We start from the raw sequence: 17,589 nt of genomic DNA, 5'->3' as shown, positions 1-17,589 counted from the left end.
ATTTATTTTGCGATAAACGGCTCAATACGAAACATAGAAGGCGTTTTAATGCCGAAAAAAGACTTTCAAGGTGAAATAAAACAACACTCATCGAAATACTCATCCACCGAAACACTCAACGAAACACTCACATCCACATCGAAATACTCAATCAATGAATTAATCGCCACTCGCTTACGTTAAACGCAGCGCAATAAACTCGGCAAGTTTATCAACCGCATTGCCCGGTTCGTCAGCCCGCTTAATTAAACTAATTCCTATTTGGCCTAATTCAGGCAGATCCTTGGTGTGTAGTTGATAGTTTAGCTCATTCGGTACGGTGCTTTTTGCTAAAACAGTAATACCTAACCCTTCTTTTAATGCCGCAGTAAGGCCTGTTAAATCGGCATTACTGTACGCAATACGGTATTTAATCCCTGCGTGCTGCAATGCATCAATCGCGCGGCGACGATAAATACAGCCCTCGGGAGCGGTAACAAGGGTAACTACATCGTTTTGTGCTAGGTTTAAATCGCCTACCCACACCAGTTGATCTTGCATAAAAATAGGGAACTTGGCCGACTCGAGTTCTTCGTTTAGAGCAAGCACCAGATCAAACTGATCTTGGCGCGATACCGACAATAAATGTTTACTTAAGCGCGAGCGAACCTCTAGCGATACATCAGGGTAGAGCGCCACAAAGTCGCCAATAATAGAAGGCAAGATACGCGCAGCAAATTCGCTGGGAATACCTAAGCGCACTTTACCGGTTACGTTTTCGCTGGTGAACTGCTGCAAAATGGCATCGTTTTGTTGCAACATTTGTTTTGCCAAAGGCAGCAATAACTCACCGTATTGATTGAGTACTTGGCGTTGCCCCTGCTTTTTAAATAGCTTGTGGCCAAGCATATCTTCAAGCCGTTTTATTTGCAGACTAACCGCCGGTTGCGACAGCCCTAATAGCTCGCCAGCTTTGGCAAAACCACCTACTTCAACAACCGCAACGAGGGTGCGTAAACTATCGGTAGAAATATTTTTCATTTAAAAATTCTATTTATAGGGCTGCATATATAAGTATTATTTATCAATTGATAAATAATTACAATTTGTTGTTGCAAGCACGGGGCAATATACTTCAAGCATTAAAGATTGATAGGTGTCATATATGACTTTTACGCCAATAATGTTTGCTCGTCACAGCCAAGCTAATACGCCAGCAAACAACGTGCTACAAGCAAATAGCGATACTGCCATTATGGATTTTAGTGGCACTGAAGCAATCCCATTTTTAACGACTATTTTAGGTCTTGATATTAATAAGCTAACCGCCAGCGGTTTAGGCTTACGCAGCTCATTAGACGATGACCTAACAAGCAGCTACGCTTATGCGTTGTATTACTTTAACGAAACCGCTTTTCGTTTTGTACTCGCCAAAGACGCCAGCGTGCAGCTACAGTCGCTAATAAACGAGCAACAACTGCGTTACGATATTGATTATGTTATGCGTAACGACTTAAGCGCGTTAACCTTAAGTGGTGAGCAAGCGTTTGATGCCTTGGTAGATAACTTTAAGCTAACACCAGGCCTGCGTTTATCTGACATGCGCAGCTGTTATGGTGCACAAAGCGGTGAGGTATTTATTACCGCGATTGATAACCAAGATCAGCAGCAGTTTCAACTGGTAGCGCGCCAAGCAGAGCTTGATAAATGGCAAGCGCACTTACAGCAGCTCGGGTTTGATTTAACCTTAGCGGATGTTGCTTAAAGTATAAATTTTAAAAACAGCTACACACTTGGGTGTTTAGCTGTTTTTTGTAGTTACAAATCGCAATTTGGGTGTGACAACTGTGCAACTAATGTATAATCGCCGCCCATGTTATTCCCCCTCATTAAATTGAGGCCACGCCCACTCAGTGGGTTAATTTAAAAGTGAAGGAATATTATGACTTCTAAAACAGTTTTACATGCTAAGCACCTTGAAGCTGGCGCAAAAATGGTTGATTTTCACGGCTGGGAAATGCCAATCAACTACGGCTCACAAATCGAAGAGCATAATGCGGTTCGCACAGATGCAGGTATGTTTGACGTATCGCACATGACAATTGTTGATGTGCAAGGCGAACAAGCACAAGTGTTCTTACGTAAGCTAGTAGCAAACGACGTTGCTAAGTTAACGGTACCGGGTAAAGCACTTTACACAGGTATGCTTAACGAAGAAGGCGGCGTAATCGACGACCTTATCATCTACTTCTTCTCAGAAACTGACTATCGTTTAGTTGTTAACTCAGCAACCCGTGAAAAAGATTTAGCGCATTTAGCTAAAGTTTCGGCTGATTTCGCCGTAACGGTTACTGAGCGTCCTGAATTTGCAATGATTGCCGTTCAAGGCCCTAATGCACGTGCTAAAACGGCCACTGTACTTACTGCAGAGCAACAAGCTGCTGTTGAAGGTATGAAGCCGTTTTTTGGTGTGCAAGCTGGTGATTTATTTATTGCAACAACAGGCTATACTGGCGAAGATGGTTATGAGATCGTAGTACCTAATGATCAAGCTGCTGATTTGTGGCAACAACTTCTAGATGCAGGCGTAGCGCCAGCGGGTCTAGGAGCACGCGACACACTTCGTCTAGAGGCAGGTATGAACCTTTACGGCTTAGATATGGACGAAAGCGTATCACCACTTGCTGCTAACATGGCGTGGACGATTGCGTGGGAGCCAGAAGATCGTAAGTTTATCGGTCGTGAAGTATTAGAACAGCAACGCGCTGACAAAAGCACAGACAAACTAGTTGGTTTAGTGCTTGAAGAAAAAGGCGTATTGCGTAGCGGTTTAAAAGTCATCGTTGAAGGTGGTGAAGGGGTGATTACCTCTGGTACATTCTCACCAACACTTGGTCACAGTGTCGCTCTTGCACGCGTTCCGCGTTCAACTGGCGAAACAGCTCAAGTAGAGATGCGTAAAAAACTGGTTAACGTTAAGGTTGTTAAACCTTGCTTTGTACGTAACGGTAAATCAGTTATCTAAGTAATATAAAAAATTTGGTGTTATCACCCAATATAAACCAAAGGAACAAAAAAATGAGCAATATCCCAAGCGAATTAAAATATGCTACTTCACACGAGTGGGTTCGCGACGAAGGTGACGGTACGTTTACTGTAGGTATCACTGAGCACGCACAAGAACTTCTTGGCGACATGGTATTCGTAGAATTACCAGAAGTTGGTGATGAAGTTGACGCGGGTGAAGACTGCGCAGTAGCAGAGTCTGTTAAAGCAGCATCTGACATCTACGCACCAATCAGCGGTGAAATCGTTGCAATCAACGAAGATCTTGAAGATTCGCCTGAAACAGTAAATAACGACCCGTACATCGACGGTTGGTTATTCCGTATCAAAGCATCTGACACATCAGAGCTTGATAACCTGTTAGACGCTGAAGGCTACGCTAACACGATCGACGAAGACTAATTAATTAGTCACGCCGACTAAAAGCCCCGTCTAGATCCCCAGCTAATTAAATGCGTAGCTTGGGTTTCATAGGGGCTTTTATGATTTTATAGCTTACCTTTCCATACGCTGTAAGTTATTGAATCACACTGTTTTTAAGTTATTGCCAGTTACCCATTGGCAGTAACCACTTTTTTTTGGATCATAGGAATCTGGACAAATGTCAAACGCCAAATCTCTTGAACAATTAGAGCAGAAGCAAGATTTTATTCGCCGTCACATTGGGCCAAGCCCAGCGCAAGTAAGCGACATGCTGAGCGCTCTTGGAGTATCGAGTGTTGAAGAGCTGATCGGTCAAACGGTACCTGCAAGCATTCGCTTAGAGCAAGGTTTATCAATTGGCGAAAGCCGCACTGAAGTTGAAACACTAAGCTACTTAAAATCTGTAGCAAGCAAAAATAAAGTGTTCAAATCTTACATTGGTCAAGGCTACCACCCAACTCACGTACCACACGTAATTTTACGTAACGTACTAGAGAACCCAGGCTGGTACACGGCGTATACACCATACCAACCAGAGATTGCACAAGGTCGTTTAGAATCATTATTAAACTTCCAGACTATGACCCTAGACCTAACTGGTCTTGACCTTGCAAGCGCATCGTTACTTGACGAATCAACAGCTGCGGCTGAAGCAATGGGCCTTGCAAAGCGTGTTGCTAAATCAAAATCAAATGCATTCTTCATCGCTGATGACGTTCACACACAAACAATCGACGTTGTTGCGACACGTGCAGAGCAGTTCGGTTTTGACGTTATCGTAGGTAAAGCGGCAGAAGCGCTAGACCACGACATTTTTGGTGCGTTATTCCAATACCCATCAACAACGGGTGAAATTACAGACGTAACTGATTTAATCGCTGGCGTTCAAAGCAAAAAAGCAATTGCCTGTGTTGCCGCAGACATCATGAGCTTATTACTACTTAAAGCACCGGGTAAACTTGGCGCAGACGTAGTACTTGGTTCAGCACAGCGTTTTGGTGTACCTATGGGTTACGGTGGTCCACACGCTGCATTCTTTGCAACACGCGACAAGTACAAGCGTTCATTACCGGGTCGTATTATCGGTGTATCTAAAGACCGCTTAGGTAACGACGCACTACGTATGGCAATGCAAACACGTGAACAACACATTCGTCGTGAAAAAGCCAACTCAAACATTTGTACAGCGCAAGTATTACTCGCGAACATGGCTGCGTTCTACGCGGTTTACCATGGTCCAGAAGGCCTTAAAACAATCGCTCAGCGTATTCACCGTTTTGCTGATATTTTAGCGACTGGCTTAAAAGCGAAAGGCGTAAACCTTAAGCACGACACATGGTTCGACACCATTACCGTTGTTGCAGACAACAAAGACGACGTTGTTGCACGCGCAGTAGCAAATGGCGTTAACTTTGCGTCAAACCGTGCGGGTGAATACTCAATTTCTGTATCAGAAACAACAACGCGTGCAGACGTAGCAGAGCTATTCGACATCATTTTAGGTGACGACCACGGCCTAAGCGTTGACGCACTTGCGAACGAAATCGAAGTAAACGGCAGCAACTCAATTCCTGCAAGCCTTGTACGCGATGACGAAATTCTAACGCACCCTAACTTCAACTCGTACCACAGCGAGACTGAAATGTTGCGTTATATCAAGCGTCTAGAAAACAAAGATTTAGCGCTTAACCACTCAATGATCTCATTAGGTTCATGTACCATGAAACTTAATGCGACAGCAGAGATGATCCCAATCACTTGGCCTGAGTTTGCAAACCTACACCCATTCTGCCCACTTGATCAGGCAGCGGGTTACCAAATCATGATGACTGAGTTACATGATTGGTTAGTAAACATCACAGGTTACGATGCCGTTTCACTGCAACCTAACTCAGGTGCACAAGGTGAATACGCAGGCTTAATCGCTATTCGTAAATACCACGAGTCACGCGGTGAAGGTCACCGTAACGTATGTTTGATCCCAAGTTCAGCGCACGGTACAAACCCAGCGTCTGCACAAATGGCAAGCATGAAAATCGTGGTTGTTGACTGTGATAAAAACGGTAACGTTGATATGGCAGACCTTAAAGCGAAAGCCGAAGAGGTATCTGAAAACCTATCGTGTATCATGATCACGTACCCATCTACACACGGCGTTTACGAAGAAACAATTCGTGAAATTTGTGACATCGTGCACCAGCACGGCGGTCAAGTGTACATGGACGGCGCAAACATGAACGCGCAAGTTGGTGTTACAAGCCCAGGTTCAATCGGTTCTGACGTATCGCACCTTAACCTACACAAAACATTCTGTATTCCACACGGTGGTGGTGGTCCAGGTGTTGGCCCAATCGGTGTTAAATCTCACCTAGCGCCATTTATGCCTAACCACAGCGTAATTAACGTTGCTGGCACAAACATTGGTAACGGCGCGGTTTCTGCAGCCCCTTACGGCTCAGCAGCAATTTTACCAATCTCGTGGGCATACATTGCCATGATGGGCTCTGAAGGCTTAAAACAAGCAACAGAAATGGCTATCGTGAACGCTAACTACTTATCTGAGAAGCTAAGCGAACACTACCCAATTTTATACCGTGGCCGTAACAACCGCGTTGCGCACGAGTGTATTGTTGACCTACGCCCACTTAAAGAGCAAACAGGCGTGACAGAAATGGACGTAGCTAAACGTCTTCAAGACTACGGCTTCCATTCACCAACTATGTCATTCCCAGTAGCTGGCACACTGATGATTGAGCCAACTGAGTCTGAGTCTAAAGTTGAAATTGACCGTTTCATCGAAGCCATGGTGTCAATCAAGTCAGAAATCGACCGTATCGCATCTGGCGAATGGTCAATTGAAAACAACCCGCTCGTGTTTGCACCGCATACACAAGAAGACGTACTAGGCAATGAGTGGGACCGTGCATACGACCGTTTCTACGCAGCATTCCCAGTACCAAGCGTAGCAAAAGACAAATTCTGGCCTACAGTAACGCGTATCGATGACGTATACGGCGACCGTAACCTAGTTTGTTCATGCCCAGCGGTTGAGACATACCGTGACTAAGGTTTGATTTGATCAGAGTTATTATAGTTTGGGAATGATAATTATAGATTGGGAAAGTTATTAAAGATTGGGAATTCTTTTCCCAAACTATAACTAAAGCTCAATAATTTAAAATGCCTAGCATAGATAAAAAGCGAACCAGTGATGGCTCGCTTTTTTAATGGGTAAAAATTTTTATTTCATGTAAGATGATTTACAAATGAATAAAAATAAGCAATTGGACAGTGCATACACTTTTTACGTGGCTTGGTAATCGCGATATTGAAAACATGGAACAGGAGCAGAGCGCTGCTATTGTTTCACTTGCGACAAAATCTGAAATTCCATTCGACAAGATAGTTATTCTTTCCAACAAAGATGAAGCTAAGTGGGATTCGTTTGAGCGCTTTCTGAAAAAGCGGATGGCGATGATAAGCCGACCATCTGAAGATATTAAAATCCACTTAGCGCAAATCCAAAGTCCAATTGACTACCAGTCTATTTCAGTTGAAACAGAAAAGTGGATCACAAAGTTATCTGAAGAGTCTGACACGCTCTCGATCAATCTAACGTCTGGTACACCTGCAATGACAACGCTTTCTGTGCTTCATGGAAAGGGAAAGTCCAATACACGCTTTGTGCAATCGTCCCCGAAAAACGTTATTGAAGAAGTCGAAATACCACTGGATTTCGGTAAAGAATACGTAAAATCTGCTTCAAAGAACATTGCTCATACAGCGACCTCATTACCTAAGATACAAAAGGCGTTTTCAGAATTAACTGCCAAGTCAAAAACAATGACTGATGTGGTTGAAAAGGCAAAGAGAATAGCCGCTTCTGAAGTTCCTGCCCTTATTTTAGGTGAAACAGGTACGGGTAAAGAATTAATGGCACATGCTATCCACAAAGGGAGCCTTAGAGCAAATAAGCCTATTAGAGTTGTAAACTGTGGTGCGCTTGCTGACAATCTAGTTGATTCAACACTGTTTGGTCATAAAAAAGGGGCGTTTACTGGCGCAGATAAAGATTATGCAGGTCTATTTGAGCAAGCTAACGGTGGAACCTTATTTTTAGATGAAGTAGGTGAATTAAAGCCTGATATACAAGTTAAGTTTCTAAGGGCATTACAGCAAGGTGAAATTACCAGACTTGGTGATACGAAAACCATTAATGTCGATGTGCGCGTTATTGCTGCTACTCACCAAGATTTGACCTCCTTGATTGAACAAGGGGATTTTCGTGAAGATCTTTTTTATCGATTAGCAGTGGGCATTATCAATATGCCACCACTTAGAGACCGGCTTGAAGATATTCCAGTCATAGTTGAACAACTAACAGAACAAATTAATGCGTCGGGGGCCAAACACCCAGACTATATAAGTAAAAAAGTTTCCGAAAATGGAATTAAATTTATTTTATCGCAGTCATGGCTAGGCAATATTCGTGAATTATGGAGCACATTGAACAGGGCTTTTCTCTGGACAGATGCAAAATTGGTAGGTGAAAAGGAACTGTCTGACGCGATCATAAATAGAAGATTTGGTGAGCAAAGTAATGATGTTAGGCTGTCTTTTAACGACAAAGTAGATATAGTTCAACTGACTGAAAATTATCAAAAAAAGTATGTTGAAGCAGCATTAAAAGCAAGCGGTAATGTTAAGAAACACGCTACCCAAATGTTGGGCTTAAAAGACCATCAAACGCTAACAAATTGGATGAAGCGATTGGGGATTCACAATGAAAAAGAACAATAATTTCGAATTTGGCATTGCGCTTGCGATATAGGACACAAGGAATAATCAGGAATGAAGCAATCAATGAATTTTGAACACATCCAAACCAAATGGCCTGAGTTACATCAGCTTGCTGCATTTGCAGAAGACTATGTAATAAGTGACCCACAAAGTGCTTTAGTAAAACTACGCTGTTTTGCTGAAAAAGTGGTTGGCTATTTGTACAAGGAGCTTCGCCTACCTGTATTCCCCAATTCTAACATCTATGACAAGTTAACCTCAGACGACTTCACAAGTGTCGTACCTAGTTTAATAACAGATAAACTTCATGCGATCCGTAAAAGCGGTAACCAAGCTGCGCATGAAGGCAAAGTCGATCAACAGCAAGCTATCTGGATATTAAAAGAAAGTTACTTTGTCGCTAGTTACCTCTTTATGGCTTATGCGGGAGGCCAGCAAGAAGATTGCCCTGAGTTTACGATCCCTGAGCAAACAAAACCAACAGACCAATCTGGTGCAGAGTTTGTTAAAAAGAACAAGCAACTTGAAAAACAGCTAGCTGAAAATGAAGCGCGATTAAAGAAAGCACTAGAGGAACTGGAAGCGTCTGAAAAAGCGCAAAAACTTGCACAAATTGAAGCATCCAAGCTTAAACAAGCAATTGACTCTGAAAAAGTCAGCCAAGTGCAATCACTGAATAAGAAAATCACATCAAGCTTTAAGTTTGACGAGGCTGAAACTCGCGCCCGTATTATTGATATGGATTTACGTGCAGCGGGCTGGAATGTTTCACTGGACGAATCTAGCACCGATGAAGTGGGCAAAGAAGTAGATTTGCCTCATCAGCCAACGAATAGTGGAAACGGAAGAGCTGATTACGTTTTGTGGGATGATGATGGTAAGCCATTGGCGGTTATTGAAGCAAAGCGTACTCGTGAATCAGTTGAAAAAGGTCGCGAGCAAGCAAAAATCTATGCTGATGCGCTAGAAAAGGAATATGGTCAGCGCCCTGTAATATTCTATTCAAATGGTTACGACATTCGTATTTTAGACGATGCCCAAGGCTATAACAGTCGCAAGCTTTACGGTTATTACTCAAAAGACTCGTTGCAATACCTTATTAAGCAACGAACGTTGAAAAAAAATCTCAACCAAACGCCTATTGATACCGATGTGGCTGGTCGTATGTATCAAATGGAAACCATATCTCGTGTCTGTGAGCGTTTCACCAACAAACACCGTAAATCTCTTATCGTACAAGCAACGGGTACGGGAAAAACGCGAGTATCTATCGCGCTGGCGAAACGCTTGTTGGATGCTGGTTGGGCAAAGCGTGTTTTATTCCTGTGTGACCGTAAAGAGTTACGTAAGCAAGCGGGTAATGCCTTTAACGAATTTACCAAAGAGCCGCTATATGTAGTTGGTAAAAGTAAAAAAGAAGCAGCAAGTAGTGCTCGTGTCTTTATTGCAACCTATCCGGGCATGATGCGCATTTTCCAAAAGTATGATGTAGGTTATTTTGATCTGATTGTTGCTGATGAATCTCACCGTTCTATTTACAATATTTACGGCGACATTTTTAAATACTTTGATGCGTTAGAAGTTGGCTTAACTGCAACCCCAGTTGAAATGGTATCTCGTTCTACCTGTCAGCTATTCGGTTGTGATTTTAAAATGCCGACGGCGAATTATCCGCTAGAACAAGCGATAGAAGACGGCAACTTAGTACCCTACAAAATCGTTAGCTTTACCACTAAATTCCAGCGCGAAGGCATTAGCAAGGACAATCTTAGTGACGAGCAAATTGCTCAACTTGAAGACCAAGGGATTGATCCTAATGAGTTGGATTTTGACGCAAAAGAAATTGATGATGCAGTGAAAATAACAGGAACTAATGAAGCAATTATTAGAAACCTGATGGAAAAAGGTTTACGTGATGTTGATGGTCAATTGCCGGGTAAAACAATTGTATTTGCGCGGAATATTGCTCACGCCGAACTTATGGCAAACCTATTTGCAGAAATGTATCCGCAGTTGGGGAATAACTTTTGCCGAGTTATTCACTCGAAATATGAACGTGCTGAAGAGCTTATTGACGATTTTAAATCGACAGATGAAAACAGCATTCGCATAGCCGTCTCGGTTGATATGCTCGACACAGGTATTGATGTGCCTGAATGTGTAAATCTCGTATTTGCTAAGCCAATTAAATCGAAAGTGAAGTTCTGGCAAATGATTGGTCGAGGCACGCGCTTGTGTAAAGATCTTTATGGAGCAGGTAAAGATAAAACTCACTTCTTGATTTTCGATCACTGGGAAAACTTCGAATACTTCGATATGGACCCAGAAGAAGAGGACGTTAAACAGTCAAAATCGTTAACTCAAAAGCTATTTGAATCACGCTTGTTATTGGCTGAAACCTCACTTAAAAAAGCCGATGTCGCAACGTTTGATGAAGTGATAAAACTCATTCATCAGGACATATGTTCACTTGATATGAATACCATAGCGGTGCGTGACAATTGGCAGGTAGTTGAAGCGTGCAAAGACGAAAAATACCTCAATCAGTTTGCCCCAGAAACTAAAACAAGTCTCTATGAACATATTGCACCTCTGATGCAATGGCGCAATATTATGGGCCAGTCAGAAGCGTATAAATTTGATAATGAAATCGCCATTATCCAAACTTTGCTATACACCGATCCAAGCCAAATCGACTTAGCTAGGCAAGCATTAATGGTGAAGATAGAAAAACTACAAATGCACTTAAATGAGGTGCGTGCTAAGGCAAGTTTTATTGCAGATATTCAAAAAGAGGAATACTGGCAGAACCTAACAGCATCAATAGACGGTTTTGAAACATTGGAAACCAGCCGTAAAGCATTGCGTAGCGTTATTCACTTAAGAGAAAAAGGTATTCAACCACCTTCACAAGAAGTCATCTTAGACATCAGAGAAGATGAAGCTGACTATCAGGTTACGGAACGTCCTACCAAGATAGTGTCGATTGACTATCAAATCTTCCGCCAAGAGGTGGAGAAAACCTTAGCACCACTATTTGAAACCGATAGCGTGTTACAAAAAATCCGTGCTGGTAGCCCAGTTACAGAAGATGACATTGCTCGCTTAAATGCTTTAGTCCACATTCAAAACCCGAATGTTGATTTAAATACTTTGAAAGAGTTTTACCCAGATTCAACGGCAAGCTTAGACAAAATTCTTCGTACCATTGTTGGCATGGATAAAGAGGCAATCGAGCAAAGCTTTACTAAATTCGTACAGCAAACCCATACCCATATGAACGCCAAACAACAGCGTTTTATTGGTTTATTAAAAAATCACCTAGTGCGATATGGCGTTATCAAAATTGATCAGCTTTACGATGCGCCATTTACCCAAGTACATGACATGGGCTTAGATGGCGTGTTTAGTGAAGCGCAAGCCGATGTGATAGAGCAGTTTATTAAACAGTTTGATGTGGAGCTTGGACAAAAATCCACATCAGTAGATAAAGAAATTCAGTTGTAGGTCGAGCGTTAAATTAAACAGTTCGACAAGAGGAAAAGAGAAAATGATCACAGGTCAGCTTAAAAGCAAAATAGACAAACTTTGGGAAGAATTTTGGACGGGCGGTATTACTAACCCGCTAACGGTAATCGAGCAAATCACATTTTTAATGTACGCCCGTATGCTTGATATGAATGAGCAAGCGGATGAAAAGCGTTTCGCCAGAACGAAAAAGCCATTTACACGCCGCTTTAATGACAACGAGCAGCACTTGCGTTGGCAAAACTTGCGTCATTTAGGCGCTGAAGAGCTTTATAAAGTGGTTAAGGACGAGCTATTCCCATATTTCTCTAAAGCCAATGACGATGAATCAACCGAAGGCGCTATTTTCAACGAGTTTATGAAAGACGCACAGTTGATGATCCAAAAACAATCGCTATTAGTGAAAGCGGTAGAGATGGTGAACGACTTACCATTAGAAAACTCTGATACCAAAGGTGACTTATACGAATATCTATTAAGCAAGTTAACCACGGCAGGTATTAACGGCCAGTTTAGAACGCCACGTCACATTATTCGTGCAATGGTGGAAATGATGGACCCAGATAAAAACAGCCGTATTTGCGACCCATCAACGGGCACAGGTGGCTTCTTATCAGTGTCTTACGAATATTTACTTGAAAAATACACCTCTCCAGAAGGTATAGAACGCGAGCCGCTATTTGATATCGATGGCAAGCCGCTGCTCGACATCAACGGTAAACAGCTTGAAAACGTCTTGTATTCAGGCGATTTAATTGGCGAAGACGCTCGCAAGCACATCGATACCGATATGTTCCACGGCTTTGATTTTGATGCCACCATGTTACGTGTTGCGGCAATGAACCTTGTGATGCATGGTATAAAACAGCCTGATATTCACTACCAAGATACCTTAAGCCAATCTTTCTTAGAGAAGTTTCCAAATGAAGCAAAATCCGGCATGGAAATTATTCTCGCCAATCCGCCGTTCAAAGGCTCACTGGATGAAGAAGACGTTTGCCCAGAGTTACTGCGTAAAGTAAAAACAAAAAAAACCGAACTTCTGTTTGTTGCGCTAATTGAGCGTATGTTACGTGTGGGTGGTCGCTCAGCGACTATCGTGCCAGATGGCGTATTATTTGGCTCGTCTAATGCGCACCAACAATTGCGACAATTGCTGGTGGATAATAACCAGCTTGAGGCGGTAATTTCACTGCCAAGCGGGGTATTTAAACCTTATGCGGGTGTATCAACCGCAATTTTAATCTTCACCAAAGGCGGTACTACCGACCATGTATGGTTTTATGACGTACAAGCCGATGGCTTCTCGCTAGACGACAAACGCACACCAATCAAAGACAACGACCTGCCTGATTTAGTTGCCCAGTTTAAAGCGCGTGATAAAGCTGAAGCAGAAACCGAAGCAAACAATAAAACCCAAAAGGCGTTTTGGGTGAGTAAAGACGATATCACCTCAAATAAATATGACCTTTCAATTAACCGCTATAAGGAAGTGGTTTATGAGGAAGAGCAATACGATCCGCCAGCAGATATTCTTAAAAAACTCGTAAAGCTTGAAAATGATATTCTAAAAGATTTGAAAGAGCTGGAGGGGATGCTGTGAGTTGGCCTTTAGTTAAACTTGGTGATTTAGTTGTTATCAAAGGTGGCGGAACACCCAGCAAAAAAGTCGAGGAATATTGGAATGGTGATATTCCTTGGGCTTCAGTTAAAGACTTAAAGAGTAATGAGATTAGTATTACTGCTGATACTATTACAGAGCTAGGTGTTAAAAATTCGGCTACTAATCTAATACCTGCTGGGACTATTCTTACTGCTACACGAATGGCTTTAGGTAAGTTTGTAATCAATTCTGTGGATATGGCTATTAACCAAGACTTGAAAGCATTGTTTATTAAAGATGTGTCCAAGGTTGAGCGAAATTATCTAGTTAGGTATTTGTCTTCCAAGGCTAAGTACATTGAAGGTGAAGGAAAGGGAGCTACTGTTAAGGGAATTACTTTGGATTTTTTAAAAGAATTAAAAATCCCACTCCCACCACTCGAAGAGCAAAAAAGAATCGCTGCGATTTTAGATAAAGCCGACAGCGTGCGCCGTAAACGCCAACAGGCCATCGACCTCGCCGACGACTTCCTCCGCAGCGTCTTCCTAGACATGTTCGGCGATCCTATTTCTAACCCGAAGGGGTTTAAAAAAGGTACTGTTCGAGAGCTTATTGAAAGCGCCAACTATGGTACTTCTGGGAAAGCTTCTGAAACCGAAGGGAAATATCCGATTCTACGTATGGGCAATATTACATACGAAGGTGGTTGGGACTTCACAAACTTAAAATATATCGATTTATCAGAAAAAGATGAGCCAAAGTATTTAACTCAAAAAGGTGATTTACTGTTCAATCGCACAAACAGTAAAGAACTAGTCGGAAAAACGGCTGTTTTTGATGAAGACGAGCCAATGGCGATAGCAGGTTACTTGATACGAGTTCGCCCTAATGAACACGGCAACAATTACTATATTTCGGGCTATTTGAATTCATTTCATGGTAAGCAGACACTCTTAAATATGTGTAAAAGCATTGTCGGAATGGCGAATATTAATGCTCAAGAGTTGCAGGATATAAAAATTCTTTTGCCACCAATTGAACTTCAAAATGAATATGAACAAATTGTGAGAGCAACGAAATCAAAGCTAAAAAGCTTCGAAAAGAGTGCTGAGTTGTTAGAAGATAATTTCAACTCGTTAAGCCAAAAAGCTTTCGCTGGCGAGCTATAGCGATAACCTCAAAACAAGAATAACAAGGACGTTGATATGTCAGATAAGTTTAATTTGTACGATGTTTATGAGCAGAATCTAAATTTTCTGTTTGGCGCTGGCGCATCATTTGGCTTTTTACCAACTTTGGCCCTAGCAATCAAAGACGCTGAAGGGAAAGCTTATACATTTGAAACGTTAGCAAAGGAACTTGATTCAGATAAAACTGATAATTTGTATACTTTACTATTTATGCACTATTTTAAAAAGTGCATAAATACAGGCTTGCCTCGAATTCCTAGAGTACCTTATCCTCCGCATCGCGAAGCAGTTCTTGATGAATATCGTGCGTTTCTAAACACGTTGTTAGTTGTGCTACAGAAGCAAAATCACAATGACAAAAAATGCAATATATATACGACAAACTATGATAGTTGTTTTGAGATCTCGGCTGATGAATTGATTTCCGCACATGCCGCCAACTGCATAGTTAATGACGGCAGTGCAGGCTTTCAATCTAGAAAGTTTCACACGAAAAACTTTAATAATAGAGTTATTCAAAAAGGCATTTTTGATAAACATGCGGAAGTCATTCCTCAAATAAACATTCTACACCCGCATGGCTCTGTTTATTGGCAAAAAGAAGGACAAGGAATTGAAGTTGACTACGGAAACACCCCCTATGCAATTCCATTTACTGACGAGCAAGAAAAGTTAATTTCTTCGTTTGAGGAGCTAGTAAATAACCCAACTAAAAATATTAATGACTTAAAAGAATTTGGTTTGGATGAATTTGAAGATTGGGAAAACTTGCAAGGAAATGACTTTTGGAAACAGTACGAAGCGATCCCGATTGTAAATCCTACCAAATGGAAGTTTCACGAAACCGTTTTTGAAGAAGCTTACTACCAAATTTTAAGGCACTTGAGTTTTGAATTAGAGCGGCCCAATACTGTTTTGATCACCTTTGGTTTTTCGTTTGCCGATGAGCACATTTTGCATTTAGTTCAACGCTCACTATCAAACCCAAGCCTGACCGTATTTGTTTCTTGTTATAACGACGATGAAAAACAAGAAATGAAGAAGAAATTTAAGGGGTATTCAAACGTTAAATTTATCGCGATTGATGATGATTTAACTTTTACCCGCTTTAACAAACGAGTATTTACTCTCAAAAAAGGTGAAGAGTAAATGAGCATTGCTATTGGAGAGGTTATCGCCGTTAAAGGCGTAAATATTCTTGTTGAATTGTATGAGGAATCCAATAAAGAAACGCTATTTTATCAAGGCGAAAAGTTTAAAGGAGTATCAATACAAGAGCATATTCTCATTAAACGTGGCTTCAAAGATATTGTTGCTTTGGTTCAAGGCGAATATTTAGATGAAAGGTTTGAGCAAGAAGACGGAAAAAGTTACGTAAGGAAGGTTGAGCTAAAACCAATTGGCTATTATGACCAAAGTGAGTTTTATGAGGGAATTAAGCACTTACCGATGATCCGTGATGTTGCTTACTTGATGAATGAACAGCAAGTCAGGCAAATATACGGAGAAGCTGATGATAGTTTTGTTATTGGTGAAATTTTAAAAGAAGAGCTACCAGTTTCTCTTCCTTGGGCAAGCTTGTTTAACACGCACATAGGTGTGTTTGGTAACACTGGCAGTGGTAAATCTAATACACTTACAAATTTATATACCACCTTATTTACCAATAAATTACAGGCACTGAATGGCAAAAGTCACTTTGTTGTTATTGATTTCAATGGTGAGTACACAGGTAAGCAACTTATAAATGATCGAGATTTTAAGCAAGTTTATGACTTGGATACTAGAGGTGGCGGTGACAGTAAGTTTCCGCTAAGTGAATCTGTTTTTTGGGACGAAGAAGTCTTTGGTATTTTATTCAAAGCCACAGAGAACACACAGAAACCTTTCTTGAAGCGAGTTGTTTCTGGTCGAGAACGATTTAAAGATACCGCTGATAGTCTTGGAATTTATACAAGAAAAACGGTTGCTAGAGCACTCACGAGTCCATCGCCCAAAAAAGAGTTTGCTGAATTAATAAGAGAAATTGCAGGTTCAGTTGACGCTGAAGAGTTAAAGCAAAATATCAGTCGATTAAGATGGCACGGTGTAAAGAGTCACTTTTATCTTAACGATGCAAATCATCTAAATGGCGGAGATACAGACCCCGTTTATGTTAGAGAATTCAAGCGACCCGTTGAAAACATAACGGTAGGTAATTTGAATCATTTTGCCGAGCTTAGGCTACGTATACATGTTCAACTTTTAGCAGACTTAGTTAATGGATACGTGCAATTCGATCATATTCAGCCCCTTTTAAAGAGAATCGAAGCTTCATTAACGTCATTGGAAAGAGTATTTGAGGTAGGTGCAAATCCAGTAAATAAATTATTAACTGTCGTATCGCTTCGAAAGTCCAATCAGGAAATTAAAAAAGTCATACCTCTCTTGTTGGCTAAATATTACTATGGAAGTCATAAGGATGAGGTTATTGACGACAGCCCTCCAAGCCATACATTTCATATGGTTATTGATGAAGCTCACAATATCTTATCAATGCAATCAAATCGTGAAAGTGAAAGCTGGAAAGATTACAGACTTGAATTATTTGAAGAGATAATTAAAGAAGGCCGTAAATTTGGCTTTTACTTGACTCTATCTAGTCAGCGTCCAGCCGATATATCACCAACGATAATGTCGCAAATTCATAATTTCTTTATTCATCGGCTTGTAAACGACAGAGACTTAATGTTGCTTGATAACACCATTAGTACACTTGATTCATTGTCACGGTCGATGATCCCAAATTTATCAAAAGGCTGTGCGGTAATAACAGGGACGTCATTTGATATTCCAATGGTCGTGCAATTTGAGCGCTTAGAAAAAGAATCCCAACCTGATAGTGGCGATGTTGACCTGAACTCGCTCTGGAGTGATTAATGAGTTCTGTTTATACCTACATTACGTTTAATTTCCACTATGTGGTGTGTAAGAAACTGACAAATGAGAAGGGTTGAAGTT

Annotated in this window: 12 protein-coding genes; 11 read left to right on the top strand and 1 reads right to left on the bottom strand. The window is 41.3% G+C overall.

Annotation, left to right across the window (positions count from 1 at the left end; translation table 11 throughout):
* The first annotated feature begins 48 nt into the window (after positions 1–48).
* On the top strand, positions 49–183 hold the full coding sequence (locus tag JIG41_RS23120; protein WP_256719294.1) for a hypothetical protein: 135 nt from the start codon (positions 49–51) through the stop codon (positions 181–183).
* Here the strand turns inward: JIG41_RS23120 and JIG41_RS17020 are convergent.
* Positions 175–1,020 (bottom strand): LysR family transcriptional regulator, encoded by an 846-nt coding sequence (locus JIG41_RS17020; RefSeq protein WP_065978637.1) that lies wholly within the window; start codon positions 1,018–1,020, stop codon positions 175–177. The two genes, JIG41_RS23120 and JIG41_RS17020, sit on opposite strands and share 9 nt — an antisense overlap.
* A gap of 124 nt (positions 1,021–1,144) precedes the next feature.
* Between JIG41_RS17020 and JIG41_RS17015 the strand changes: the two genes are divergently transcribed.
* The 10 genes from JIG41_RS17015 (at position 1,145) to JIG41_RS16970 (ending at position 17,508) form a co-directional block, all read left to right on the top strand.
* Positions 1,145–1,744, top strand: a complete 600-nt coding sequence (locus tag JIG41_RS17015) for a hypothetical protein (RefSeq protein ID WP_036966649.1) — start codon at positions 1,145–1,147, stop codon at positions 1,742–1,744.
* A 177-nt stretch (positions 1,745–1,921) separates the two neighbouring features.
* Positions 1,922–3,004: a glycine cleavage system aminomethyltransferase GcvT gene (gene gcvT, locus JIG41_RS17010; RefSeq protein WP_199525150.1), complete on the top strand. Its 1,083-nt coding sequence runs from the start codon at positions 1,922–1,924 to the stop codon at positions 3,002–3,004.
* Between the two features lie 53 nt (positions 3,005–3,057).
* Positions 3,058–3,447, top strand: coding sequence for a glycine cleavage system protein GcvH (gene gcvH / locus JIG41_RS17005; RefSeq protein WP_036966655.1), 390 nt, complete (start codon positions 3,058–3,060; stop codon positions 3,445–3,447).
* A gap of 199 nt (positions 3,448–3,646) precedes the next feature.
* The gene (gcvP, locus tag JIG41_RS17000) at positions 3,647–6,535 is read left to right on the top strand and encodes an aminomethyl-transferring glycine dehydrogenase (protein WP_075593791.1); all 2,889 of its coding nucleotides are present in this window, start codon (positions 3,647–3,649) and stop codon (positions 6,533–6,535) included.
* A gap of 224 nt (positions 6,536–6,759) precedes the next feature.
* A complete protein-coding gene (locus JIG41_RS16995) occupies positions 6,760–8,268 on the top strand; it encodes a sigma-54-dependent Fis family transcriptional regulator (protein WP_063529647.1) in 1,509 nt (502 codons plus the stop codon).
* Positions 8,269–8,319: 51 nt separating this feature from the next.
* Positions 8,320–11,775, top strand: coding sequence for a DEAD/DEAH box helicase family protein (locus JIG41_RS16990; RefSeq protein WP_199525149.1), 3,456 nt, complete (start codon positions 8,320–8,322; stop codon positions 11,773–11,775).
* A gap of 43 nt (positions 11,776–11,818) precedes the next feature.
* A complete protein-coding gene (locus tag JIG41_RS16985; RefSeq protein ID WP_199525148.1) occupies positions 11,819–13,399 on the top strand; it encodes a class I SAM-dependent DNA methyltransferase in 1,581 nt (526 codons plus the stop codon).
* A complete protein-coding gene (locus tag JIG41_RS23200; RefSeq protein ID WP_199525147.1) occupies positions 13,396–14,568 on the top strand; it encodes a restriction endonuclease subunit S in 1,173 nt (390 codons plus the stop codon). The genes JIG41_RS16985 and JIG41_RS23200 overlap by 4 nt, the downstream gene beginning before the upstream one ends.
* 36 nt (positions 14,569–14,604) lie before the next feature.
* Positions 14,605–15,738, top strand: coding sequence for an SIR2 family protein (locus tag JIG41_RS16975; RefSeq protein ID WP_199525146.1), 1,134 nt, complete (start codon positions 14,605–14,607; stop codon positions 15,736–15,738).
* Positions 15,739–17,508 (top strand): ATP-binding protein, encoded by a 1,770-nt coding sequence (locus tag JIG41_RS16970; protein ID WP_199525145.1) that lies wholly within the window; start codon positions 15,739–15,741, stop codon positions 17,506–17,508.
* The last annotated feature ends 81 nt before the right edge of the window (positions 17,509–17,589 follow it).

It is taken from the genome of Pseudoalteromonas sp. bablab_jr011, assembly GCF_016464045.1.
In the GTDB taxonomy this organism is placed as follows: Bacteria; Pseudomonadota; Gammaproteobacteria; order Enterobacterales; family Alteromonadaceae; genus Pseudoalteromonas; species Pseudoalteromonas lipolytica.
This window is presented reverse-complemented; position numbering and strand designations above follow the sequence as displayed.